At 69.4% G+C, this 24270-nt stretch carries 24 protein-coding genes and 2 pseudogenes; 20 read left to right on the forward strand and 6 right to left on the reverse strand.

Annotated features, from left to right (window positions below; genetic code table 11):
* Positions 1–62 precede the first annotated feature (62 nt).
* The 3 genes from Q4V64_RS31465 to Q4V64_RS31475 all read left to right on the forward strand — a co-directional run bounded on the left by Q4V64_RS31465 (position 63) and on the right by Q4V64_RS31475 (position 2155).
* Positions 63–1310 carry an alpha/beta hydrolase gene (locus Q4V64_RS31465; protein WP_124439870.1) on the forward strand — a complete coding sequence of 416 codons (1248 nt, stop codon included), beginning with the start codon at positions 63–65 and terminating at the stop codon, positions 1308–1310.
* Positions 1276–1788, forward strand: a complete 513-nt coding sequence (gene tsaE / locus Q4V64_RS31470) for a tRNA (adenosine(37)-N6)-threonylcarbamoyltransferase complex ATPase subunit type 1 TsaE (RefSeq protein WP_124439869.1) — start codon at positions 1276–1278, stop codon at positions 1786–1788. The genes Q4V64_RS31465 and tsaE overlap by 35 nt, the downstream gene beginning before the upstream one ends.
* A 190-nt stretch (positions 1789–1978) precedes the next feature.
* A complete protein-coding gene (locus Q4V64_RS31475; RefSeq protein WP_172629179.1) occupies positions 1979–2155 on the forward strand; it encodes a hypothetical protein in 177 nt (58 codons plus the stop codon).
* Positions 2156–2400: 245 nt separating this feature from the next.
* Here the strand turns inward: Q4V64_RS31475 and Q4V64_RS31480 are convergent, their stop codons facing one another.
* Positions 2401–2955, reverse strand: coding sequence for a hypothetical protein (locus Q4V64_RS31480; protein WP_124439868.1), 555 nt, complete (start codon positions 2953–2955; stop codon positions 2401–2403).
* A gap of 410 nt (positions 2956–3365) precedes the next feature.
* Here Q4V64_RS31480 and tsaB point away from each other — a divergent pair, with 410 nt between their 5' ends.
* The 8 genes from tsaB to Q4V64_RS31520 all read left to right on the forward strand — a co-directional run bounded on the left by tsaB (position 3366) and on the right by Q4V64_RS31520 (position 9730).
* Complete coding sequence (tsaB, locus tag Q4V64_RS31485; protein ID WP_124439866.1) at positions 3366–4022, forward strand: tRNA (adenosine(37)-N6)-threonylcarbamoyltransferase complex dimerization subunit type 1 TsaB; 657 nt, start codon at positions 3366–3368, stop codon at positions 4020–4022.
* Positions 4023–4057: 35 nt separating this feature from the next.
* Positions 4058–4531, forward strand: a complete 474-nt coding sequence (gene rimI, locus Q4V64_RS31490; RefSeq protein ID WP_124439907.1) for a ribosomal protein S18-alanine N-acetyltransferase — start codon at positions 4058–4060, stop codon at positions 4529–4531.
* On the forward strand, positions 4524–5636 hold the full coding sequence (gene tsaD, locus Q4V64_RS31495; RefSeq protein ID WP_124439865.1) for a tRNA (adenosine(37)-N6)-threonylcarbamoyltransferase complex transferase subunit TsaD: 1113 nt from the start codon (positions 4524–4526) through the stop codon (positions 5634–5636). Before rimI ends, tsaD begins: the two co-directional genes overlap by 8 nt.
* A 75-nt stretch (positions 5637–5711) precedes the next feature.
* Positions 5712–7292 carry an RNA-guided endonuclease IscB gene (iscB, locus tag Q4V64_RS31500; protein WP_124439864.1) on the forward strand — a complete coding sequence of 527 codons (1581 nt, stop codon included), beginning with the start codon at positions 5712–5714 and terminating at the stop codon, positions 7290–7292.
* Positions 7277–7549: a hypothetical protein gene (locus tag Q4V64_RS31505; protein ID WP_124439863.1), complete on the forward strand. Its 273-nt coding sequence runs from the start codon at positions 7277–7279 to the stop codon at positions 7547–7549. The genes iscB and Q4V64_RS31505 overlap by 16 nt, the downstream gene beginning before the upstream one ends.
* Before the next feature lie 340 nt (positions 7550–7889).
* Entirely contained in the window at positions 7890–8252 is a 363-nt protein-coding gene (locus Q4V64_RS31510; RefSeq protein WP_124439862.1) for a hypothetical protein, read from the forward strand.
* 93 nt (positions 8253–8345) lie between these two features.
* Positions 8346–9220 (forward strand): IS5 family transposase gene (locus tag Q4V64_RS31515; RefSeq protein ID WP_303709281.1). Its coding sequence is split into 2 segments (ribosomal slippage): positions 8346–8690 and positions 8693–9220, totalling 873 coding nucleotides; the frame shifts between segments, so codons are not numbered across the junction.
* Positions 9221–9292: 72 nt separating this feature from the next.
* On the forward strand, positions 9293–9730 hold the full coding sequence (locus Q4V64_RS31520; RefSeq protein WP_303713165.1) for a hypothetical protein: 438 nt from the start codon (positions 9293–9295) through the stop codon (positions 9728–9730).
* A 33-nt stretch (positions 9731–9763) separates the two neighbouring features.
* On the opposite strand, the gene Q4V64_RS31525 is transcribed toward Q4V64_RS31520, so the two are convergent.
* On the reverse strand, positions 9764–10711 hold the full coding sequence (locus tag Q4V64_RS31525; protein ID WP_303713166.1) for a LysR family transcriptional regulator: 948 nt from the start codon (positions 10709–10711) through the stop codon (positions 9764–9766).
* 132 nt (positions 10712–10843) lie between these two features.
* Here Q4V64_RS31525 and Q4V64_RS31530 point away from each other — a divergent pair, with 132 nt between their 5' ends.
* The 4 genes and pseudogenes from Q4V64_RS31530 to Q4V64_RS31545 all read left to right on the forward strand — a co-directional run bounded on the left by Q4V64_RS31530 (position 10844) and on the right by Q4V64_RS31545 (position 14522).
* Positions 10844–12121, forward strand: a complete 1278-nt coding sequence (locus Q4V64_RS31530; RefSeq protein ID WP_124439858.1) for an MFS transporter — start codon at positions 10844–10846, stop codon at positions 12119–12121.
* Positions 12118–13431 (forward strand): ISL3 family transposase, encoded by a 1314-nt coding sequence (locus Q4V64_RS31535; RefSeq protein WP_124439857.1) that lies wholly within the window; start codon positions 12118–12120, stop codon positions 13429–13431. The genes Q4V64_RS31530 and Q4V64_RS31535 overlap by 4 nt, the downstream gene beginning before the upstream one ends.
* A 5-nt stretch (positions 13432–13436) precedes the next feature.
* Positions 13437–14126 (forward strand): annotated as a pseudogene (locus Q4V64_RS31540) (polymorphic toxin-type HINT domain-containing protein); the annotation flags it as partial.
* 6 nt (positions 14127–14132) lie between these two features.
* Positions 14133–14522 carry a hypothetical protein gene (locus Q4V64_RS31545; protein ID WP_124439855.1) on the forward strand — a complete coding sequence of 130 codons (390 nt, stop codon included), beginning with the start codon at positions 14133–14135 and terminating at the stop codon, positions 14520–14522.
* Positions 14523–14853: 331 nt separating this feature from the next.
* Here Q4V64_RS31545 and Q4V64_RS31550 read toward each other — a convergent pair.
* From Q4V64_RS31550 to Q4V64_RS31565, 4 genes and pseudogenes are all read right to left on the reverse strand, one after another.
* Positions 14854–15270: pseudogene (locus Q4V64_RS31550) on the reverse strand (tyrosine-type recombinase/integrase); the annotation flags it as partial.
* Between the two features lie 331 nt (positions 15271–15601).
* Positions 15602–15808 (reverse strand): hypothetical protein, encoded by a 207-nt coding sequence (locus Q4V64_RS31555; RefSeq protein ID WP_216377605.1) that lies wholly within the window; start codon positions 15806–15808, stop codon positions 15602–15604.
* Between the two features lie 5 nt (positions 15809–15813).
* A complete protein-coding gene (locus Q4V64_RS31560; protein ID WP_124439854.1) occupies positions 15814–16134 on the reverse strand; it encodes a hypothetical protein in 321 nt (106 codons plus the stop codon).
* Between the two features lie 28 nt (positions 16135–16162).
* Entirely contained in the window at positions 16163–18481 is a 2319-nt protein-coding gene (locus tag Q4V64_RS31565) for a glycoside hydrolase family 3 N-terminal domain-containing protein (RefSeq protein WP_124439853.1), read from the reverse strand.
* Positions 18482–18603: 122 nt separating this feature from the next.
* Between Q4V64_RS31565 and Q4V64_RS31570 the strand changes: the two genes are divergently transcribed.
* The 5 genes from Q4V64_RS31570 (at position 18604) to Q4V64_RS31590 (ending at position 24150) form a co-directional block, all read left to right on the forward strand.
* Positions 18604–19674, forward strand: a complete 1071-nt coding sequence (locus Q4V64_RS31570; RefSeq protein WP_124439852.1) for a LacI family DNA-binding transcriptional regulator — start codon at positions 18604–18606, stop codon at positions 19672–19674.
* A 91-nt stretch (positions 19675–19765) separates the two neighbouring features.
* Entirely contained in the window at positions 19766–21121 is a 1356-nt protein-coding gene (locus tag Q4V64_RS31575) for an endo-1,4-beta-xylanase (protein WP_172629177.1), read from the forward strand.
* Between the two features lie 93 nt (positions 21122–21214).
* Complete coding sequence (locus Q4V64_RS31580) at positions 21215–22270, forward strand: LCP family protein (RefSeq protein WP_124439851.1); 1056 nt, start codon at positions 21215–21217, stop codon at positions 22268–22270.
* A gap of 122 nt (positions 22271–22392) precedes the next feature.
* Entirely contained in the window at positions 22393–22749 is a 357-nt protein-coding gene (locus Q4V64_RS31585) for a YciI family protein (protein ID WP_124439850.1), read from the forward strand.
* Positions 22750–22947: 198 nt separating this feature from the next.
* Positions 22948–24150 (forward strand): sigma-70 family RNA polymerase sigma factor, encoded by a 1203-nt coding sequence (locus Q4V64_RS31590; protein WP_348540843.1) that lies wholly within the window; start codon positions 22948–22950, stop codon positions 24148–24150.
* Positions 24151–24270: the final 120 nt, after the last annotated feature.

The following is a 24270-nucleotide window of genomic DNA, read 5'->3' on the forward strand; positions in this document are numbered from 1 at the left end:
GCAGGGCGGGTAACCCGAACGGGGCCCACAAAGGCAAGCAGTGCGGCGAAGAGGAGCGGTACGTGAGCGAGAGCAGTGCGGAGTCCGTCGCGGACGCCGCCGCGGCCGTCGCCGCCGCCACAGGGGTGGCCGGAGGCTGGCGGCGGGCGACGGGCATCGCGGGCGTCGCGATAGGCGTGGTCGCCGCGGGCGCGGCCGCCGGCGTCGCCATAGAGCGGCTCACCGTCGGCCGCGGCATGCGCCAGAAGGCCCGGCTCGCGCTGGACTCGGCGGGGCCGTACGGCGCGCTGCGCGGCACGCCCGGCAAGGCGTACGCCGACGACGGCACCGAGCTGTACTACGAGGTCGACGACGTCGAACCCGAGGGCGGACCGGCGCCTCGTCGGCGCCGGCTCTTCGGCCGCAAGGCCCCCGCCCCGGTCACCGTCGTCTTCAGCCACGGCTACTGCCTCAACCAGGACTCCTGGCACTTCCAGCGGGCGGCGCTCGGAGGCGTCGTACGGACCGTGCACTGGGACCAGCGCAGCCACGGCCGGTCCGGGCGGGGCGTGGGCCAGGTCGAGGACGGCGTGCCGGTCACCATCGACCAGCTCGGCCGCGACCTGAAGGCCGTCATCGACGCCGCCGTGCCGGAGGGGCCGATCGTGCTGGTCGGGCACTCCATGGGCGGGATGACCGTCATGGCCCTGGCCGACCAGTACCCGGAGCTGATCCGCGACCGGGTCGTCGCCGTCGCCCTCGTCGGTACGTCGTCCGGAGGGCTCGGCCAGGTCAACTTCGGGCTGCCCGTCGCCGGCGTCAATGCCGTACGGCGGGTGCTGCCGGGGGTGCTGAAGGCGCTCGGGCAGCAGGCCGCGCTGGTGGAGAAGGGGCGCCGGGCCACCGCCGATCTGTTCGCCGGGATCATCAAGCGGTACTCCTTCTCGTCCCGGGACGTCGATCCGGCCATCGCCCGGTTCGCCGAGCGGATGATCGAGGGCACGCCGATCGACGTGGTCGCCGAGTACTACCCGGCGTTCAACGACCACGACAAGGCCGAGGCCCTCGCCCACTTCACGGACGTCCCGGTGCTCGTGCTGGCCGGCGTCGGCGACCTCGTCACGCCCAGCGAGCACAGCGAGGCCATCGCCGACCTGCTGCCGGACGCCGAACTGGTCCTCGTGCCGGACGCCGGGCACCTGGTGATGCTGGAACACCCGGAGGTGGTCACCGACCGCCTCGCCGACCTGCTCACCCGCGCGGGGGCCGTGCCCGCAGGGGCTACCGTAAGTGGCTATGGAAGCACCAGCAGCACCGCACGACCCGGCTGAGACCGAACTGACCGTCACCTCCCCCGAGCAGATGCGTGACCTGGGACGACGTCTCGCCAAGCTGCTGCGCGCCGGTGACCTCGTGATGCTCACCGGGGAGCTCGGCGCGGGCAAGACGACGCTGACCCGGGGGCTGGGCGAGGGGCTCGGAGTGCGGGGTGCGGTCACCTCACCGACCTTCGTGATCGCCCGCGTGCACCCTGCCCTCGGTGACGGCCCGCCCCTCGTCCACGTCGACGCGTATCGCCTGGGCGGCGGGCTGGACGAGATGGAGGACCTCGACCTCGACGTCTCGCTGCCCGAGTCGGTGATCGTCGTGGAGTGGGGCGAGGGCAAGGTCGAGGAGCTGACCGACGACCGGCTGGAGGTCGTCATCCACCGGGCCGTGGGAGACACCACGGACGAGGTACGGCACGTGACGCTGACCGGGCTGGGGGAGCGGTGGGCGGCGGTGGACCTGAGCGTGCTGTCCGCCTGACTCATGCGGGATTCATGAAGGTGACCCATAAAAGGTGACTCTTAAAAGTGAGCCATGAAGCTGAGTCATGAATGTTCCGACAAGGCGTCGGCAAGATGTTGCATTCGGTGTCTCAGCCGTGGTCACATGGTATCCAGTCCGTAGTTAGGTGTACCTAACTACGCCCGCCCCCGAACTTCAGGAGGCGTCCATGTCGGCCACCGAGAGCAAGCCGCAGTCACCGCCGCAGCCGTATGCGGTCGTCGCCGGCGTATCCATGCGAGACCTGCTGGCGTCGTGTGCCGCCGCGAAGGCGATCTCGACACCGCCGCGCGTGCCCGACCCCGGGACGGTCCAGCGGCCCGCGGAGCACCCGAAGGCGGCCTAGGGCCCTTCTGATGGATCTCCGCGGCGTCGCGGCGTTCGGCACGCTCCCCCACTGCCTTAAAGGCGTGGGAGGTGCCCCCACTCGCCGCACCGGACAAAAGCCCTAGTAGCTCCTCCCCCACGCTCGAACAACCTCGCGCGGGGGGACCCCCATCGAGGGCTTCCGCCCGGCACGCCGAGAGCACGCACCGAACGCCGCTCCTTCTCCCACGGAGATCCATCAGAAGGGCCCTAGGGGCGATTCGCCTAGCGGATCACGACGACCTTCGCGCCGACCGTCGCGAACAGCCACATCGCGTGGCCGTCCGCCCGTGACTCGCGGATGCCGCCCGTCTGTACGGCGGGGTCGGGCGCGGGCGTCGAGCCGTCGACCGCGGCGCTGAAGCCGATGGTCACGCCCTTCACATTGGTGAAGCGGACCACGTGCACGATGGGGGTGCCGTCGGTGCCGGTGACCGCGCTCGAGCGGGACGTGACCGCGTAGGTGCCCTGCGCCGGGTCGACGGTGCCGGGGGTGACCTCGAACGTGCGCGTGACCTTCTCGCCCGGCCCGACCATCCACACGCGGTCTTCGGCCAGCGAGTACACGACCCGTTCGCCCGAACCGGACCCGGCGGGCGGCGGGGCGGGGTCCTTCGCGCTCCGGGGCGCCTTCGAGGCGGACACCGCGGGCGAGCTGCCCGCGCGCGGCGTGCCGAGGTCGGCCGGGACGGTCGCCGAGGCCTGGTAGGCGAGGAAGCCGACGGCCGCGAGAGCCGCCACGGTGAGCCCCGTCACGAATCCGGCGCTGCTGCTTGCCACGGTCGCCCACCTCGTTGTCGTACGCCTTGCTTCGTGGCGACGGTAGCAGCAGGTGACTGCCCGACCTGGGCGGCCGTGCCGGGCCTCAGGGCCCGTGTCGGACGTCCCGCCTGCCCAGCGGCGCCCGGCACGCACTCCCCCACTGCCTCAAGGGCGTGGGGGGACCCCCAGCCGCGTTGCCGAACCGCCCACGTGGCTCCTCCCCCACGCTCGAACAACCTCGCGCGGGGGGACCCCCAGCGAGGGCGCTCCGGCGCCTTGCGATCGCACGCACCGACGTCGACATCAGCCTCCCCCACTCTCGGCTTCGCTCGAGCGGGGGGACCCCCATCGCGGCGGGCGCTGGGCCCGCCCTCCGGGCGGACGACGGGACGTCCGACACGGGCCCTGATGAGCCGTAGGCTGTTTGCGTGCTCTTGCTCGCTCTGGATACCGCCACCCCCGCCGTCACCGTCGCGCTGCACGACGGTACGGACGTCATCGCCTCGTCGAGTCAGGTGGACGCGCGCCGGCACGGCGAGCTGTTGCTGCCGGCCGTCGACCGTGTGCTCGCCGAGGCCGGTCTCAAGCTCGACGCCGTCACCGGCATCGTCGTCGGTATCGGCCCCGGCCCCTACACCGGCCTGCGCGTCGGTCTGATGACCGCGGACACCTTCGGGCTCGCGCTCGGCGTCCCCGTGCACGGCGTGTGCACCCTCGACGGCCTCGCGTACGCGGCCGACATCGAGCGGGGCCCGTTCGTCGTGGCCACCGACGCCCGTCGCAAGGAGGTCTACTGGGCGAAGTACGCCGACTCCCGGACCCGGCTGACCGACCCGGCCGTCGCCCGGCCCGCCGACATCGCCGACCAGGTGGCCGGGCTGCCCGCGGTCGGCGCGGGCGCGCTGCTGTATCCGGACACCTTCCCCAGCGCCCACGAGCCCGAGCATGTGTCGGCCGCGGCGATGGCGAGTCTGGCCGCCGAGAGACTGGACGCCGGCGAGGAACTCCCGGCGCCCCGACCCCTGTACCTCCGCCGCCCGGACGCCCAGGTCCCCAAGAACTACAAGGTGGTCACCCCCAAGTGACCGAATCGACGACCGTGACCCCTCGGCTGCGCGAGATGCGCTGGTGGGACATCGACCCCGTGCTCGAACTCGAACGGGACCTCTTCCCCGAGGACGCCTGGTCGCGGGGCATGTTCTGGTCCGAGCTGGCCCACGCGCGCGGGCCGGAGGCGACGCGGCGGTACCTCGTGGCCGAGGTGGGCGACAGAATCGTGGGGTACGCGGGTCTGGCCTCCTCGGGAGACCTCGCCGACGTCCAGACGATCGCCGTCGCCCGCGACCACCAGGGCACCGGCCTCGGCGGGCGGCTGCTGACCGAGCTGCTGCGCGCCGCGACCGCCTTCGAGTGCGCCGAAGTGATGCTGGAGTGCCGGATCGACAACGTCCGCGCCCAGAAGCTCTACGAGCGCTTCGGCTTCGAACCCATCGGTTTCAGGCGCGGCTACTACCAGCCGGGCAACGTGGACGCCCTGGTGATGCGCCTGACCGACCTCGCCACCTCAGTACAAGGAACCGAGATCCATGGCTGACGAACCCCTGGTCCTGGGGATCGAGACCTCCTGCGACGAGACCGGCGTCGGCATCGTCCGGGGCACCACCCTGCTGGCCGACGCGGTCGCGTCCAGCGTCGACGAGCACGCCCGTTTCGGCGGGGTCGTGCCGGAGGTGGCCAGCAGGGCGCACCTCGAAGCGATGGTGCCGACCATCGACCGCGCGCTGAAGGAGGCGGGGGTGAGCGCGCGGGACCTGGACGGCATCGCGGTCACCGCCGGTCCGGGCCTCGCCGGGGCCCTGCTGGTCGGCGTCTCGGCGGCGAAGGCGTACGCCTATGCGCTGGGCAAGCCGCTGTACGGCGTCAACCACCTCGCCTCCCACATCTGCGTGGACCAGTTGGAGCACGGCGCCCTGCCCGAGCCGACGATGGCGCTGCTGGTGTCCGGCGGGCACTCGTCGCTGCTGCTGTCGTCGGACATCACCTCCGACGTACGGCCGATGGGCGCGACGATCGACGACGCGGCGGGGGAGGCCTTCGACAAGATCGCCCGCGTCCTGAACCTGGGCTTCCCCGGCGGGCCGGTCATCGACAGGTACGCGACGGAGGGCGACCCCTCGGCCATCAAGTTCCCGCGCGGTCTGACCGGCCCGCGCGACCCGGCGTACGACTTCTCCTTCTCCGGCCTGAAGACGTCCGTGGCCCGCTGGATCGAGGCGAAGCGGGCGGCGGGGGAGGAGGTGCCGGTGCGTGATGTGGCGGCCTCCTTCCAGGAGGCGGTCGTGGACGTGCTGACCCGGAAGGCCGTACGGGCCTGCAAGGACGAGGGCGTCGACCACCTGATGATCGGCGGTGGCGTGGCCGCCAACTCGCGGCTGCGGGCCCTGGCTCAGGAGCGCTGCGAGGCGGCCGGGCTCCGGTTGCGGGTGCCGCGGCCCAAGCTGTGCACGGACAACGGGGCGATGGTGGCGGCGTTGGGGGCGGAGATGGTGGCAAGGAACCGAACGCCGTCATCGTGGGATCTTTCGGCGGATTCCTCGCTTCTTGTGACGGATACGCATGTGCCAGGGCACCATCATCATGACCACGTGCATGAGGTCAGCAAGGAGAACCTGTACTCGTCACCCGCTCCCCGTCTCTAGGGACGGGTCTGTCTGCTGAAGGCAGGACGGCCCGTGGGTGACCAGACCCAGCCATCTCCAGAAGGAGGTGACCAGATGGCTACGTTTCACGTAGGGCAGCAGACCCACCAAGTTGTGCTTCCTCAGCAGCTTGCTCTGGAATTCGCGTCAGCAGACACCCCCGGGAGCAGGGACGAAACGGGGCGCGAAGACCACACCGACGACGTGGTACCCGGCGTGGAACATGGTCGAGGGGAGACCGGGAAGGGCGTCACCGAGTCCGACCGGCGTCACCCCGGCACTTCGTTGCCGGGAGAGGGCCTTGCGGCCCGTCTGTCTCATCTGCCTCATCCTGTGGTGTTCGTCCTGGACCGGCATGGGCAGCCATTGCAGCCGACCAGCCCCGCCAGGGCACGCAAGCTGCTGAAAGCGGGCCGGGCGGTTGTTGCCCGGCACACCCCGTTCGTCATCCGCCTCAAGGACCGTACTGTTGCCGAATCGGTAGTGAGTGGCGTGGAGTTGGGCATCGACCCTGGCAGTAAATACACGGGCCTCGCGGTGTTCGCAGCTGACGGGGATGGTGTACGCCGGGGCCTGTATCACGTCGAACTCCAGCACAGGGGCAGTCAGATCCGCGACAAGCTCACCGCGCGTGCCGCCCATCGGCGCGGGCGGCGATCCCGCAACCTGCGCTACCGCGCACCCCGTTTCAACAACCGCGTACGACCTGGAGGATGGCTCGCGCCGTCTCTGCGCCACCGGGTGGAGACCACCATGACATGGACCACCCGGCTGGCCCGCTGGGCACCGGTCACCGCCGTCCATGTCGAGTTGGCCGCTTTCGACACCCAGCTGCTGACCTCCGAAGACACATTAGTGGGGGTCGAGTACCAGCACGGCACCCTCGCGGGCACCGAAGTACGCGAATACCTCCTCGCCAAGTGGCAGCGGAGATGCGCCTACTGCGGTGCCTACGGCGTGCCGCTGAACATCGACCACATCCACCCGCGAAGCCGCGGCGGCTCCGACCGCATCAGTAACCTCACTCTGGCCTGCATCCCCTGCAACCACGCCAAAGGTAGCTCCTCCATCGAGGAATTCCTGAGGGACAAGCCCACCCTTGCTGCGCGCATCCGCGCCCAGGCCAAGAAGCCGTTGCGAGACGCTGCCGCGGTCAATGCCACACGCTGGACTCTCTGCCGCGCCCTGGAATCCGCTTTTCCCTGTGTGCGTATCGCGACGGGCGGACGTACGAAGTGGAACAGACAGCGTGTGGGTCTTTCCAAGACGCACACGCTGGACGCCCTGTGTGTTGGAGTTCTGAACGCGGTCACCGTGCATCCGCGCAGGGTCTTGATCGTTACTGCCGGTGGGCGTGGCCGGTATCGGCGAACCGACCTCGATCGCCATGGCTTTCCGCGCAAGATCAACCCACGATCCAAGGCCGTCTTCGGCTTCCAAACCGGTGACTATGCACGCGCTGTGATTCCCACCGGACGGTATGCAGGGACACACGTGGGCCGCGTCGCGGTGCGTACCAGCGGCAGGTTCAACATGCGTACCCGACACAGCCTCATCCAGGGTATCCATCATCGCCATGTGCGACTTCTTCAACGGGCCGACGGTTACGCCTACGCGACGCGGGAGGAGGCGGGAGTTCGATGGCTGTCGCGCTGATGTGGGAGGCACGGGCCGTCGCGGGGCGCAGCGAGGAGTTGCTGGCCTGGGCAAAGAGTCAGGTACTGGAGCGCGAGCCGGAGCGCCGCGAGACGTTCCGTGCGCCGCAGGACCGGGTCCTCGTCATTACCTGGTGGGAGGCGGCGTACGACGCACATCTCCCCGAACTCCCGGAGCCTGAACCGGGGTTGGTGAGTCGGGCGGTGCACCGGTGGCGGTTCGAGTCAGTGGGGCTCGAGTTGCCTCAAGAGGCATGAGTTAGTTCAGCGTTCAGGCATTCGGAATTCACCGTTCCTTCCCAGGATCCCCTTAACAACCCGCTCACTTTCGCCGATCCCCTGGGCACAGAACCGCACACGGACCCCTGCCTGTACGACCTGGACGACTGCTCGACGGAGATCCAGGACTCGGTCGGCTATGACCCTAGGACGGGGACGGCCGACCCGGCGCGCGCCAAGCGGAAGAGCAAGGTAGCCACTCCCGCGACGACGGTCAACGTCAAGCAGGAGAAGGGCTACGTCTGGGTCGAGGGCCAGCGAGTGCCCAGCGCCCGCGAACTGGAGGCGATGTTCCCCCAGTACGACCGAGTCCGAGCGGGTGAGGGTCTGGGCCCAGGGATTCTGCGGCGACATCGACAACCAGTCGAGGCCGTTCTGCGGCGCGGCTGAGGCCCTCGGCCTTGTCTCCTACGGGCAGAGCCCTTTCGACAAGGTCGTCACGTCGCTGGTCGTCAGCCTCGTCGCCCCCGATGTCCACGCCTGGAAGAGCTGCCTGAGCGGTGATAGCGCCAAGGGCGGCGGCTCGGCGGCGCTGGATCTGCCGTGGGCGCGGGTGTTCAAGGGGGCCAAGCTTGTCAAGGCATGCAACAGCTTCGCCCCTGGCACCGACGTCCTGATGGCGGACGGCACGACCAAGCCCATTGAGGGCTCATCACAGATGAGGGTGGACTGGGAACTTTGACACGGCGACGGCGTCGCAGCTGCTCACCAAAGTTGCAGCAGCTCTAACTAGGGTCTGTTTCATAAGTGGATCAAGGTCTGCCATGATCCACTCGTGGGGCGTGGAGATCTGACGAGCGAGCAATGGGCCAGACTGGAACCGCTGTTACCGGCGGGCAAGAAGCCGGGACGGCCTCCGGTCTGGTCCAAGCGGCAGCTGATCAACGGCATACGCTGGCGTACGCGAACCGGCGCCCCCTGGCGCGACGTTCCCGCCCGCTACGGCGAGTGGGAGACCGTCTACGGACTCTTCCGTCGCTGGCAGCGCGACGGCACCTGGAGTCGGATCCTCACCCAACTGCAGGCCGAGGCCGACGCGAAAGGCCTGATCACCTGGGACGTGAGCGTTGACTCCACCGTCGCGCGAGCCCATCAGCACGCCGCCGGAGCTCGCAAAAGGGGGATCTGCAGCGAGACAAACCCGGCGGAGTCGCAGTCGAGCCCGCCGACCACGGGCTCGGACGCTCACGCGGTGGACTGACCACGAAGGTGCACCTGGCGGTCGAGCACGGACAGAAGCCGCTGTCCTTCCTGGTCACCGCCGGCCACCGGCACGACAGTCCCCAGTTCCAGCCGGTCCTGGAGCGCATCCGGGTACCCCGCGTAGGCGTCGGCAGGCCGCGCTGGCGACCGGACCGGGTGCGGGCCGGTAAGGCCTACGGGTCCCGAGCCAACCGCGACTACCTGCGCAAACGCGGAATCCGCTGCACGATCCCGGAGAAGTCCGACCAGATCCGCAACCGCAAGAAGTTGGGCGCCCGCGGCGGTCGTCCGCCGAAGTTCGACAAGGACGACTACCGCGAGCGCCACGCTGTCGAGTGCGGGATCAATCGCCTCAAGCGCCACCGAGCGGTGGCCACGAGATACGACAAGCTCGCCGTCCGCTACGAGGCCACCGTCACCATCGCCGTCATCAACGAGTGGCTCTGACCTTGCTCGCCAGCCTCGGTTAGCGAGAAATGCGGTATCGCTGCAGGTAGCCAGACATTTAGCCTGTGGCGCATGCATCAGCCACGAAGGCGCGACCGGCGCCTGGCTCGCCGTGCGCCGTCGGAGCCGGCCCAGCGTGAGGCGTTCCGGCTCACAGCCGTGGGCGCTGATGTGGTCCTGGTTGGCTACTTCTCTGCGAAGCAGAAGGACTTCGAAGCGCTCATGGCGTCGGCAGCGACGGAACTGGCAGCGCACGGCGCTCGGGTCGTCGTGCAGATCGTGCAACGACGAGGCGTCTCGGACGGCGGGGTCCAGAAGATGGGCCTGCCCTACTCCTCGCGGACTCTGCTGAGCTACGGAAAGGTCCGCGAGGTGGCTCAGGCCTGTGACCAGGTCAAAGCTGACGCAGTGATCTTCGTTGCCACCTTGACCGAGCGCCAGCAGCGCACGCTGACAAACATGTTTGGCCGCCCTGCTGTGAGTCTTGCCGACATCCTCTCCGCCGACTGACCGCTCGCACGAGGCAGGCTTTTGAAACAGGCCCTAGTGGCCGTGGCGCGCCCAGGACGGGCGCCAGCTGTCGCTGTCTTGTCGGCCAGCGAAGTCGGCTTCGAGGAAGGCGAGCAGCTCGGCCAGATCGGGCTGCCGGTTGTCGGTACGCCAGATGACCCAAAGCGGGAAGACCGGTGTGGGGTCGACGATCGGGATGCGTCGAAGGTCGTAGTGCGCGGGCCAGAGATAGCGGGAGGCTTCGCCGACGAGGTTCGCGAGCGTCGCCGACTCGGCGATCTCGGTCATCAGCACCTCGGCCCCGAACGCAGGGCCCAGGACGTCGATGGTGATCCCGAAAGTGGCGCCGAGCTCGGCGTAGTAGGCCGCGACCTCGTCCCCGCTGGGCAGCCCCGGCATCCAGATCGGGTGATCGGCGAGCTGGCGAGGGGTCACAGACGGAGCATCTGCAAGCGGGTGCTTCGGGCCGACCAGCAGCTCGTGGCGGTCCTCGATGACCAGGGCGCTGGAGAGTCCCGTGCCTGAGAGTTGCCTCCTCGGGTCGGTCAGACCGCGGAAGGTGGCGTCCACAGCGCCGCCCGCGACGGCGGCCAGCGCCGCCTCGAGATTGAGGTCGGGCAATGCGACAACGTCCAGGTCGCGCCCGCGGCGTTGCTGATAGAAGGCGTGCAGGAGCGTGGCCGGTGCCGTCCGCCGGTTCCGTACGTCGACTCGGAGCGCTCGGCGTCCGGGCATCACCGATGCGAGGGCGCGGTCCTCAGCCTGGAGCAGCTCGTGGGCGTGCGGCAGGAACGCCTGGCCGTCGACAGTCAGCGTGGCGCCGCGGGGTCCGCGGGCGAAGAGAGCCACGCCGAGCTCACGCTCGAGGGTACCGATGCGCTTCGAGACGGCCTGCTGGGTGATGCCGAGCTCGTCGGCCGCGCTCTGGAACTGTCCTTCCGAAGAGACCTTGAGGAAGGTCCGCACCGCGTCGAGGTCCACACCCCCACCCTAGTGACACAACGAAGAGTTGTGGCGCGCCGGCAGATCGGTTGTTACCTCCCACGTTGCCACTCGGGATTGCATAACCCGAGCAGAACCGACGGTTGTGGACACACCAGATGGAGGAACGACGTGGCGCACAGGAAGCTCGGGCGGCAGTTCGGATGGCTGTGGGCCGCGTACGCGGTCAGCGCCTACGGCTCCGGTCTCGGGTTCGGCGCCTTCGGGCTGATCGCCATCAGCGTCCTGCGCTCCAGTCCTATCAGCGTTTCCGCTCTCTCGTCGGCAAGCCTCATCGTCGGCGCCCTCGTCGCCGTCCCGACCGGCCCGTGGATCGAGACCCGCCGCAAGCGTCCCGTAATGATCACCATGGACCTGCTGCGGTTCGTCGCGATGGCCACCATCCCGCTGGCCTACTGGCTCGGCTGGCTGACCTACGTGCAGCTCTTGCTCGTCGCGATCGTGGTTGCGGGCGCCAAGATCGCGTTCGCCACCGCCAGCGGCGCATACCTGAAGTCCGTCGTAACCCGCGACGACCTCTTGGCGGCCAACAGCCGCTTCGAGTCCACAACGTGGAGTTCGATCGCGATCGGCCCGCCACTGGGCGGCGCAGCAATCGGCCTGTTCGGCTACACCACCACCGTCGTCGCCGACAGCCTGAGCTACCTGCTCTCAGCGCTCGGCATCACCGCCATCGGCGGACACGAGCCTGCTCCCGTGAAGGACACAACCAAGAGGATCGCTCTGCGGGATGTGCCGGACAGCTGGCGCTACCTGCTCAACCACCCGCAGCTGCGGCCGATCTTCCTGAACCGGCTGGCTGTGGGCGGGCTCTTCATGGCGACCGAGCCGCTGCTCGCGGTGCTCATGCTGCGCGACCTCCACTTCGCACCGTGGCAGTACGGACTCGCCTTCGCCGTACCGTGTATCGGCGGGTTCATCGGCTCGCGTCTCGCAGGCCCAACAGTCGCCAAGTACGGCGAGCACAAGGTGATGCAGATCGCCGGTGTCGGGGCGGTCCTGTGGCCGATCTGGCTGGCGTTCACCCCCGGCGGCATCGCCGGACTGCTGCTGGTCATGGCCATCGAGTTCGGCGTCATCATCGCGATGAGCCTGTTCAACCCCGTGGTAGCCACCTTCCGGCTCAAGCACATCGAACACGAGCGACTCTCACGGACGCTGTCGGCCTGGCAGATCAGCAGCAGCCTCGCCACAGCCTTCCTCACGCTCGCCTGGGGCGTCCTGGCAGCGCTGACGTCGACGAGGATCGCGATCGGGCTGGCCGGCCTTCTGCTGCTTGCCACGCCCCTGCTCCTGCTCCGGGCTGCGACATCGCGCGACAGCGCCCCGGCGCGCACCGTGGCACCTGGCGAGCGCCAAACGAGGCCGCTCATCACTGAGGAGATGTGACCGCCCGCCATACGGCGGCGGGTTTCGCGTGCCCTGACCTGACCACGTTCTGCCGACTCGACGAGCTCGGTCTCGAAGCCATAGGACAGCGTCGCGAGGTAGACCGCGCGGTGATCACGTGCCGGGTCGTCAAGTCCGATCAGTGGTGCCGTCGCTGCGGCGGTGAAGGCGTCCCGCGTGACAGTGTCGTCCGTCGGTTGGCGCACGAACCGCTGGGCTGGCGCCCGACCATGCTGGAGATCATCGTGCGTCGCTACAGATGCACCGACTGCAAGCACGTCTGGCGTCAGGACACCAGCCTGGCGGCCGAGCCGCGAGCGAAGTTGTCGCGCCGCGGGCTGCGGTGGGCGCTGGAAGCGATCGTGGTCCAGCACCTGACCGTCGCCCGGGTCGCCGAAGGGCTCGGGGTCGCGTGGAACACCGCCAACGACGCCGTCCTGGCCGAAGGCAAGCGGCTGCTGATCGATGACAAGCACCGGTTCGACGGCGTCACCACGATCGGCGTTGATGAGCACGTGTGGCGTCACACCCGCCGTGGCGACAAGTACGTGATCATCGACCTCACCGGGATCCGTGACGGCACCGGACCTGCACGGCTGCTCGACATGGTCGAGGGCCGCTCCAAGCAGGCGTTCAAGACCTGGCTCTCCCAGCGCCCCGAGGCGTGGCGCGACGCCGTGGAGGTCGTCGCGATGGACGGGTTCACCGGCTTCAAGACCGCCACTACCGAAGAGCTTCCCGAGGCGGTCGCGGTGATGGATCCCTTCCATGTGGTCCGCCTGGCGGGCGACGCGCTCGACCGCTGCCGCCGCCGCATCCAGATTGCCGTCCACGGCCACCGCGGAATGAAGAACGACCCGCTCTACTCCGCCCGACGCACCCTGCACACCGGTGCCGACCTGCTCACCGACAAGCAGATGGACCGACTTGCCGCGCTGTTCGCCGACGATGCCCACATCGAGGTCGAGGCCACCTGGGGCATCTACCAGCGCATGATCGCCGCCTACCGCGAGCCTGACCGCGCCAAGGGCCGCGAACTGATGGTCAAGCTCATCGAGTCGATCACCAGCGGCGTGCCGCAGGCGCTCACCGAGATCGTCACCCTAGGCCGGACCCTGAAGAGGCGCGCCACCGATGTGCTGGCCTACTTCGACCGGCCAGGAACGAGCAACGGCCCGACGGAGGCGATCAACGGCCGGCTTGAGCACCTGCGCGGCTCCGCGCTCGGGTTCCGCAACCTCACCCACTACATCGCCAGGAGCTTGCTCGAGACCGGCGGCTTCAAGCCGCACCTACACCCTCGACTGTGAAGAGCCCCATTGAGGACGTTCGCATTGGCGACGAGATCCTGGCGACGGATCCGAAGACCGGGAAGACAGTCGTCAAGAAGGTCACCGCCGAAATCAAGGGCGAGGGGATCAAGGACCTGGTCACAATCACCCTCAACGTCGCCGGAAGGAAAGTGCAGGTCACCGCGACCGCCGGCCACCCGTTCTGGGTGCCAGGTCTGGCGGAGTGGATCGACGCAGGTGACCTGGTGCCTGGGCAGACACTGCGCACCGAGGCGGGGAAGCCCGTCAGGATCACGGACATCGACCGCTCGGCGCGCTCGGCCACGGTGCATAATCTGACCGTCGCGGATCTGCACACGTACTATGTGCTGGCAGGGGCTACGCCGGTACTCGTTCACAACAGCAATGGCAAGGGGTGCGGGCCGAGCGGTTCGGGAATATCTGCGCGTCACGAAAATGCTGGTGATCTCGGCCAATATGCCGATGGGCAGAGCACTCGGGATCCGGCTTCGCAGTGGTATCACGAGGAGCTGAGTAATGATGAGCTCCTGGACGGCATCAACAATGCTGACGAAGGAGATGGAATCCTCGTCTCGCGCGATGGCACCATTCTTGGAGGTCATCACCGAAAGGACGAGATCCTGAGAAGGATCAAGGACGGGCGTATCGATCCGGATACGCAGATTCGTATCGACGTCTACGATGGGGATTAGTTTCTGATGTCACTCATCCGTTCGACGGACCCCGACTTCCGCGTGTGCGAGATCAGCTTCGACGCGTTGCTGGTGATCCAGGCGGAGGCGGAGGATCGAGGCTGGGCAACGCGGTGGTCCTCTGTGGAAGCGCTTCGGGGCCAGGTCAAGGAAGGCGCCGCCTTGCTCCGGCCGTTGATGCGGGAGGAACGCGGAGGGGTTGTGCAGGCGTATCGATGTCTGCTGCTGTTCGCGACGGCTGGCGACCAGAATGCTGGCGGAGTTGCCACTGTCGACCTCGATCCGGCAATGCTGGAATCGCTGGAGCGAATCGATCGAGATCCTGATGTTCGCAGAGCTCTCGTGCGGATGTTCTCTCTAGCTGCAGGTGGGATTTCGATGATCTCGAAGGAGTAACCGTTCTTGGCTACCGGGGAATCGCTGGCTTTCTATTCCGTCAAGTGATCAAATCAGCGAAATAGAAGCCTGGTTGGTCCAGCGGGGCAGCTTCCGGCTCGGTGATTGACGCTACTGCGGAGCTCTGCGTGTTCGTATCAGCGAACCCATGGGGGTCATCACGTGCCCGGCATCGACCGTTATGTCGTCACCTGACGGCAGTAGTTGACGGCAACGGCGGCGAACACCAGGGGTGCTCGCCGCCGTTGCCGTGCGTGGGTCAGGGGTGGTCGAGAGCGTTTCCGAGCGCCATTACGGCGTCGTGTTGGAGGCGGAGTCGGACGTGGGCTTAGACGGTTGCGGTGACGCCGATGTGGGCGTGGCCGACGAGTTCCTTGATCACGACGAGTTCGACTCTCTGCTCCAGGAGCAGGGTGGCGGTGGAGTGCCGGAGGTCGTGGAAGCGGATGCGGCGGAGGCCGGCCTTGCGGAGGAGCGTGGTGACGGCGCGGGTGAGGTTGATCGGGTTGATTGATCCGCCCTGCGCAGTGGTGAAGTAGTGCCCGTTGGGCTGCCACGCGGTGCCTGCTGCCTCGCGTTTACGCTGCTGCTGTTCGTGGTGGCGCTTCAGCAACTGGATGCAGCGGGCAGGGAGAGCGATGCGGCGTTCAGAGGCCCGGGTCTTGGTGGGCGGCAGCGTGGTGAGCCCGCCTGCGCTGGTGCGCTGAAGGGTGCGGCGGATGGCGGCGGTGCCCGAGCCGAGCCGGAGGTGGGCGCATAGGCGGCCGGTGTCCTGCGGGTGGAGGGGACCCAGTTTCGCCAGGGCGGCATGGATCGGGGAGGACGGAACGCCAGGCACGAAACCTCGATGTGATCAGCTGGCATAGACACCCTGATGATCGCCAGTCTCGTGCCTGCTGTGCTGTTGCCACGTCAACTCCCGCTGGGTGCGGACGATCTACGCGATCCCGGAACTTGCAACCGCCCTGGCTCTCCCCTGCGGCCTGCGCTCAGTCAGGCTCAGTTGGAAGCCGCCAGACTGACCGGAAAAGATACGACGTCGAGCTGCCCGAACTTCCCGAGCCGAACCGGGGAGTTGGTCACCCGCGCAGTGCATCGGTGGCGGTTCGAATCGGTGGCCGGCGGCTGACCGAGAGCTCCCACGGCCTGCTGTGGACACGGCCCCGCCAGACGACCTTGCCGTGCCCATGCTCCCAGTGGGCGGCCACCGCGGCCTGTCCCAGCCAGTCCAGGGCTGACCCCAGCGGGACCAGGACCACCCACGGCTCCCAGAACATGAGCACCATGGACGTCAGATACAACACGAAGAGCTTCGGGCTGAACGGCTGGTCGCGTAGGAACCGGTTGGTCGGCAGGACCACATCGGTGTTCCCCAGAGGCCCTCCACCGGGACAGCTGCCTCGAAGTCCCGTACCTCACTGACCCACTTGATCCTGGTCGCCTTGAGGAGTGTCGACACCACCACGAAGGCGAGCAGCAGCGCGACAAGGAGCAGTCCGTTCATCTTCGGCGGCGGGAACCCGCGGACGACGCCCACCACAGCCGCGGCGACGGCAGCGGCGGCGAGGATCGAAACGACCGCCCGCAGCTGGTGGTGAACGTATCTGTCCATCGGATCCCCGTGCTCCCGGCGCGGAGGATCACACCACCCCCGACACCTCCGTCCCGCACCGCAACCGCCGGTCGGGGCCGAGCTCCCGGAGAGGTCCGGTGAGCCTGAGCCGCGCCGTGTGGCGTACGTCCGCGCTGGACGCCGCCAACCGTAGTTCGAGGGCGCCCGGCTCAACCACTCGTCGCCCTGAACGGTCGGTGAACGCGGAGAGATCCGTATGGAACCGGAAGGTCACCCGGCTCGCCTCCCCCGGCGCCAGCTCCACGCGCTGATAACCGATCAGGCGGACATCCGGCCGGGTCACCGACGCCACCGGATCGTGCAGGTACAGCTGGACGACCTCGGCGCCCGCGCGGTCGCCCGTGTTGCGGACAGTCAGCGAGATGTCGTACGAACCGTCCGTGCCGATCTCCGAAGGCTCGGCGCCGCCCGTGAAGTCCTCCCAGGCGAAGTGCGTGTAGGAGCGGCCGTGTCCGAAGGGGTACAGCGGTGTCGGGTCCAGGTTGCTGACCTCGACCCGCAGGCCCAGCGGCGGCTGGAGGTAGGTCCACGGCTGGCCGCCGGGGACGCGGGGGACGCTCACCGGGAGGCGGCCGGAGGGGTTGACGCGGCCAGACAGCACGCCCGCGACCGCCGGGCCGCCCTCCTCCCCGGGGAAGAAGGCCTGGACGACTGCGGCGAGGCGGCCGTCCCAGCGGCCGAGCGCGTAGGGGCGGCCGGTCAGCAGGACCAAGACCACCGGGACGCCCGTCGCCACCAGCGTGTCCAGCAACTCCGCCTGCGCGCCGGGGAGTCGCAGGTCCGTCGCGTCGCAGCCCTCGCCCGACGTGCCCCGGCCGAACAGGCCCGCCCGGTCGCCCAGTACCGCCACGCACACGTCCGCCTCGGCCGTCCGGGCCACCGCCTCCTCGAAACCCGAGGTGTCCGGGTCCGACACCCCGCAGCCCTCCGCGAACGTGACCTTCGCGTCGGGGAGTTCGGCCCTGAGGGAGTCCAGCAGGGTCGGGATGTCGATGCCCGTCGGCACCTCGGGGTGGTGCGTGAGGACATGGGACGGGAAGGAGTAGCAGCCGAGCATCGCCAACGCGTCCGCCGCACGCGGGCCGACGACCGCGATCCTCGTGTCCGGGGCCAGCGGCAGCAGGCCGTCCGGGTTGTCCAGCAGGACGACCGACTCCTCGGCGAGGCGGCGGGCCAGTGCGCGGTTGGCCGCGGAGTCGAGGTTTATCCGCCCGGTCGGCTCCGGCTCCGGCTCCCAGTCCTCGTCCAGCAGGCCCAGTTCGCATTTCTGGAGCAGGACCCGGCGGGCCGCCCGGTCGATCAGGGACTCCGGGACCGCGCCCGTCCGGACCGCCTCCAGGAGCGGTTTGCCGTAGCACTGGAGCGTGGGCAGTTCCACGTCGATGCCCGCCGCCAGCGCCGCATGCGCGGCCTCCGCCTCGGTTCCCGCCACCCGGTGCAGGGTCTGCAGGAAGCCGATGCCGAAGTAGTCGGCGACCACCGTGCCGGTGAAACCCCACTGCTCTCGCAGGAGTTCGGTCAGCAGGCCGGGGTCCGCCGACGCCGGGACGCCGTCCGTGTCGGTGTACGCGGCCATCACGGAGCGGGCGCCGCCGTCGCGCAGGGCCAGCTCGAAGGGTGGGAGCGTCACGTCCGCGAACTCCCGGACGCCGGCCCGCACCGGGGCCAGGTTGCGGGCGCCGGCCGAGGAGGCGTACCCGGCGAAGTGCTTGAGCGTGGCGATGATGCCGGTCGACTCCAGGCCCCGGACGTAGGCGGCGGCGACCGTGCCGACCAGGTAGGGGTCCTCGCCGATGGTCTCCTCGACCCGGCCCCAGCGCGGATCCCGTACGACGTCCAGGACCGGGGCGAGGCCCTGGTGGACGCCGACCGAGCGCAGGTCGTGGCCGATGCGCCGGGCCATCTCCTCGACCAGGACGGGGTCGAAGGTGGCGCCCCAGGCGAGCGGGACCGGGTAGGCCGTCGCCTGCCAGGCCGTGAAGCCGGCCAGGCACTCCTCGTGGGCGATCGCGGGGATGCCGAAGCGGCCGGCCTCGATGATGCGCCGTTGGGCGCGGGCCAGCGCCTGCGCGCCAAGGGCCGGGGCGACGGGGGCCGTGCCGAAGGGGCGGGTGAGCTGGCCCAGGCCGTGGGTGATCAGCTCGTCCCAGTCGTGATCGGCGGTCATTTCGCGTTGGAGGGGGGCGACTTCGTCGCCGTCCGAGGTGGCGCCCACCCAGACGCCGTACAGCTGGGCGGTCTTCTCCTCCAGGGTCATCCGGGAGAGGAGGACGTCGACGCGGGCGGCGGCGGGCAGGGCGGGGTCACGCCAGGGCGCGGTGGTCATGAAACTCCTGTCGGGGTGGATGGCCCTCTCGCGAATGTTTCGAGATACAAATCGAATGTTTTGGGAACCTAGGGCGGTGAGAAGGGTTCGTCAAGAGGTCGCGCAGGGATACGATCGCCGCCATGACACCCCCGGAGCCCGGTGAAACCCGGACAACGCACACGACAGGGCCGACGGCAGGACGGTCGGCGCAGACCGCGACCCTCGCCGAGATCGCCCGCGAGGCCGGTGTGTCCGCGCCGACAGTTTCGAAGGTCCTCAACGGCCGTGCCGATGTCGCCCCGGCGACCCGCAGCCGTGTGGAAGGACTCCTGCGCGCCCACGGCTATCGGCGCCGCCGCGCCGAGGCGAGCCGGTCGCCCCTGATCGACCTGGTCTTCCACGAGCTGGAGAGCGCCTGGGCGATGGAGGTCATCCGGGGCGTGGAGAACGTGGCCCGGGACGCCGGGCTGAGCGTGGTGCTCAGCGAGAGCGCCGGGCGGCTCACCCCGGGGCGGACCTGGGCCGACCAGGTGGCCGCGCGGCGGCCGCACGGGGTGATCCTGGTGCTGTCGGGGCTCGACGAGTCCCAGCGGGCCCTGCTCAACAGCCGCTCCATCCCGTTCGTGGTGATGGACCCGGCCGGCGACCCGGGCGCCGACGTGCCCTCGATCGGCGCCACCAACTGGCAGGGCGGCCTCGCCGCCACCCGGCATCTGGTCGAGCTCGGGCACACCCGCATCGGCGCGATCACCGGACCGTCCCGGATGATGTGCAGCCGCGCCCGGATCGACGGCTACCGGGCCGCCCTGGAGACCGCCGGGCTGCCGGTCGTCCCCGAGCTGATCGCGGCCGGCGACTTCCACCACGAGGCCGGCTACCGGTGCGGCCTGGAACTGCTGCGCCGCCCGGACCGGCCCACCGCCGTCTTCGCCGGCAACGACCTCCAGGCGCTCGGGCTGTACGAGGCCGCGCGGGAGCTGGGGCTGCGCATCCCGGAGGACCTCAGCGTGGTCGGGTTCGACGACCTGCCGGTGGCGCCCTGGGTGGGGCCGCCGCTGACGACCGTACGGCAGCCGCTGACGGAGATGGCCGAGGCGGCCGCGAAGCTGGTCCTCGACCTCGGGCGCGAGGAGGGGACGCCGACGGCGACGCGGGTGGAGTTGGCGACGAGTCTGGTGGTGCGGGCGAGTACCGGGGCCCCGCCCAGGTAGGCGTGTTCCTCTATTGACCGGTGTGGTGAGGCCCCTCACACTGCTCCGAAGCCAGTCGGTTGTTCAACCGAAACTTTCGGAGGCACCCGCAATGAGATCTCTGAGAACGGGATTGTCCCTGGCATCACTCCTCAGCGGCGTCGCCATGCTGGGCGCGCTGCTGGTCACGGCGCCCGCGGCGCACGCCGCCGACGCACCCCTGCGCGACCTGGCCGACGCCAAGGGCAAGGTCATGGGTACGGCCGTCACCGGCTCCAAACTCACCGGCACCTACGGCGAGATCGCCGGGCGCGAGTTCAACGCGCTCACCCCGGGCAACGCCATGAAGTGGGGCTCGGTCGAGCCGACCCGGGGGAACTTCAACTGGGCCGAGGCGGACCAGGTCGTCGACTTCGCCGAGGCCCATGGGCAGCAGGTGCGCGGCCACACCCTGGTCTGGCACAGCCAGAACCCGAGCTGGCTGACGAACGGCACCTGGACCCCCGCCCAGCTCAGCCAGCTGATGAACGACCACATCGCGCTGGAAGTGGGCCGCTACAAGGGCCGCCTGGCCACCTGGGACGTGGTGAACGAGCCGTTCAACGAGGACGGCACCTACCGGCAGACGCTCTGGTACAACGGCCTCGGCGCCGACTACATCGCGCAGGCCCTGACCGCCGCCCGCGCCGCCGACCCGTCCGCGAAGCTGTACATCAACGACTACAACGTCGAGGGCGTCAACGCCAAGAGCACCGCCCTGTACAACCTGGTCAAGTCCCTGAAGGAGCGCGGCGTCCCGATCGACGGGGTGGGGCTGCAGGCCCATCTGATCCTCGGCCAGGTGCCCTCGACGCTTCAGCAGAACATCCAGCGCTTCGCCGACCTCGGCGTGGACGTGGCGATCACCGAGCTGGACATCCGAATGCAACTCCCGGCTACCGAAGCCAAGTTGACGCAGCAGGCCGCCGACTACAAGTCGGTGCTCTCGGCGTGTGTGGCGGTCGCGCGGTGCGTCGGCGTCACCGTCTGGGGCTTCACCGAATCCGACTCCTGGATCCCGGACACCTTCCCGGGCCAGGGCGCGGCGACGCCGTACGACGAGAACTACGCGCCGAAACCGGCGTATCACGCGATCGCGGAGGCGCTCGGCGGGACGACGACCCCGCCGACGGGCGACGCGTGCGAGGCGACGTACAGCGTCACCAGTCAGTGGAACACCGGCTTCACGGGGCAGGTGAGGATCGCCTGCTCCGGTGGCTCGCTGTCGTCCTGGAAGGCCGGCTGGACCTTCGGCGCGGGGCAGCGGATCACGCAGGCATGGAACGCGACCTGTACGCAGTCGGGGGCGGCGGTCACCTGTTCCAACGCCTCGTACAACGGGACGGTTCCCGACGGCGGGTCGGTGACCTTCGGGTTCAACGGGTCGTGGAGCGGGAGCAATCCGGTGCCGGCGGTGACCCTGGGGTGAGTCGCGCCCGAGAAGTATGAGAATTTCCCAAGAAAGCAGTCTCGCGATCTCGTCCCTAACATTCTCCTAATAATTCGGACTTATGTTCCTCTCGTGACCGGACACGGGGAGAACGGCGACGAGGGCAGGCGACGGGACCGGCGGTCGAGAGCGCTCAGGGCCGCCGGTCTCACTCTCGCGGGCGCACTGGTGCTGGGCGCTGCCGCGGCGGGCTGGGCGTACTGGCACCTGAACAGCAACATCAAGAGCGTCGACATCAACAACGCGCTCGGCGACGACCGCCCGCCGAAAGCGGTGACGACACCGGCCCCGTCCGGTTCCGCCTCCGCCTCGCCGCTGCCCACCGGGTCCCTGAACATCCTGGTCCTGGGCTCGGACTCGCGCAGCGGCAAGGAGAACCAGGAGCTCGGCGGCGGCGACAGCGAGGGCGCCCGCTCCGACACGGCGATGGTCGTGCACCTGGACGCGGGCCGCACGAAGGCGACCGTGGTCAGCATCCCGCGCGACACGCTCGTCACCCGCCCGTCCTGCCCGCTGCCGTCCGGGGGGTCGACGTCGGTGGCGTACAACTCCATGTTCAACAACGCCTACTCGGTGGGCGGGCCGGCGTGCGCGGTCAAGACGGTCGAGGCGATCACGGACGTCCGTATGGACCACTACGTCGAGATCGACTTCGCCGGCTTCGCCCGGCTGGTGGACGCGCTCGGCGGGGTCACCGTGACCACGGACGAGGACATCGACGACAAGGACAGCCACTTGAAGCTGGAGGCCGGCACGCATGACCTCGACGGCGCGCAGGCCCTCGCCCTGGCCCGCACGCGGCACGGCATCGGCGACGGCAGCGACCTCGGCCGCATAGGCCTCCAGCACAAGCTGGTGAAGGCGCTGCTGGAGCAGATCTCCACGACGAACCTGCTGTCCGACCCCGCCAAGCTGTACCGGGTCGCCGACGCCGTCACCGGCAGCCTCACCACCGACACCGGCCTCGACTCCCTGACCGAGCTGATGCGCCTCGGCGAGAGCCTGCGGGGCCTGCCGGCGGACGACGTGACGACGGTGACGATGCCGGTGTCGCCGGCGCCGTGGGACCGGAACCGGGTGGTGGCGGACGAGCCGGAGGCGAGGGAGCTGTGGGCGTCGTTGCGGTGAGGCCCGAGGAGCCCCGGATTTCCTCGAAGAATTCCATCGAGGGTGTCGATCCGGGTGCCTGCCGTTCGACGCAGGGGTGAGAGGCCGGGAAGGACCCGGCCCACCCGATACGAGGAGTCACCATGCCCCGCTACCTGTCGCTCATCCAGATCGACGAGAACAGCATGCCCTCGGAGGGACCGAGCCCCGAGCTGATGCAGCGGATGGGCGAGCTGATCGAGGAGATCACCAAGGCCGGCGTGATGCTCGACACCGCCGGGCTGCTCCCGACCGCGCAGGGCACTCGGGTGCACCTGGCGGGCGGCGAGCTCTCCGTCACCGACGGGCCCTTCACCGAGTCCAAGGAGGTCATCGGCGGGTACGCGATCATGCAGTGCAAGGACAAGGCCGAGGCGATCGAGTGGACCAAGCGGTTCCTCAAGATCCACGGCGAGGAGTGGACGATGACCTGCGAGGTGCGGGAGATCCAGGAGGGCTGAGCCCGGCGCCCCTTGGCTCGCCGCTCCTTGGCTCGCCGCTCCTTGGCCCGGAGCGACACGGGGTGTTGCATGGGGGTTGTGAGCCCACAGCCCCCATCCGCCGACCCCCGACAACCGGTCCCCGACCCCCGACACCCCGTCCCCGACCCCCGCCACACCGTCCCCGACCCCCGCCACGCCGTCGAGACGGTCTTCCGTATCGAGTCGCCGCGGATCATCGCCGGTGTCGCCCGGGTCGTGCGGGACGTCGGGATCGCCGAGGAGCTGGCCCAGGACGCGCTGGTCGCGGCCCTGGAACAGTGGCCGCGCGACGGCGTCCCCGACAACCCCGGCGCCTGGCTCATGGCCACCGCCCGGCACCGCGCCGTCGACCTGATCCGCCGGCGGGAGAACTACGCCCGCAAGCTGGCCGAGATGGGGCGGGATCTGTCGGAAGCGGCACCGCCGGAGGAGCCCGCCGACCCCGACGACATCGACGACGACCTGCTCCGGCTGGTCTTCACCGCCTGCCACCCGGTCCTGTCCGCCGAGGCCCGCACCGCCCTCACCCTGCGCCTGCTCGGCGGCCTGACCACGGCCGAGATCGCCCGCGCGTTCCTGGTGCCGGAGCCGACGGTCGCCCAGCGAATCGTCCGCGCCAAGCGCACCCTCGCGAAGAAGAACGTCGCCTTCGAGGTGCCGTACGGCCCCGACCGCGAGGCCCGCCTCGGCTCGGTCCTGGACGTCATCTACCTGATCTACAACGAGGGTTACGCCGCCACGGCAGGCGACGACTGGCTGCGCCCCGCCCTGTGCGAGGACGCCCTGCGGCTGGCCCGCGTCCTGTCCGCCCTGATGCCCAAGGAACCGGAGGTCCACGGCCTGACCTCGCTCCTGGAGTTCCAGACGTCCCGCGCGGCCGCCCGTACCGGCCCCGACGGCGAACCGGTCCTCCTCAAGGACCAGAACCGCGCCCGCTGGAACCGCATGCTCATCGCCCGCGGCGTCACCGCCCTCGGCCATTGCGAGGCCACCTCCACCGGCGCTCCCGGCCCGTACGCCCTCCAGGCCGCGATCGCCGCCTGCCACGCCATGGCGTACTCCTACGGGGAGACCGACTGGCCGAGGATCGCCACCCTGTACGCCCTGCTCGCCGCCCGCGCCCCGTCCCCGGTCGTGGAACTCAACCGCGCGGTCGCCGTGTCGATGGCGGAGGGCCCGGAGCCCGCCCTGGAGATCGTCGACGCCCTGACCGCCGAACCCGCCCTGCGCGACTACCACTTGCTCCCCAGCGTCCGCGGAGATCTGCTGCTGCGGCTGGGGCGTACGGCCGAGGCGCGGGCGGAGTTCGTACGGGCGGCGGAACTGACGCACAACGGCCGGGAGCGGGAGCTGCTCCTGCGCCGGGCAGGGCCCTTCTGATGGATCTCCGTGGGAGAAGGAGCGGCGTTCGGTGCGTGCTCTCGGCGTGCCGGGCGGAAGCCCTCGATGGGGGTCCCCCCGCGCGAGCGGAGCCGAGCGTGGGGGAGGAGCTACTAGGGC

The sequence above is a fragment of the Streptomyces sp. NL15-2K genome (assembly GCF_030551255.1).
Taxonomy (GTDB): Bacteria; Actinomycetota; Actinomycetes; order Streptomycetales; family Streptomycetaceae; genus Streptomyces.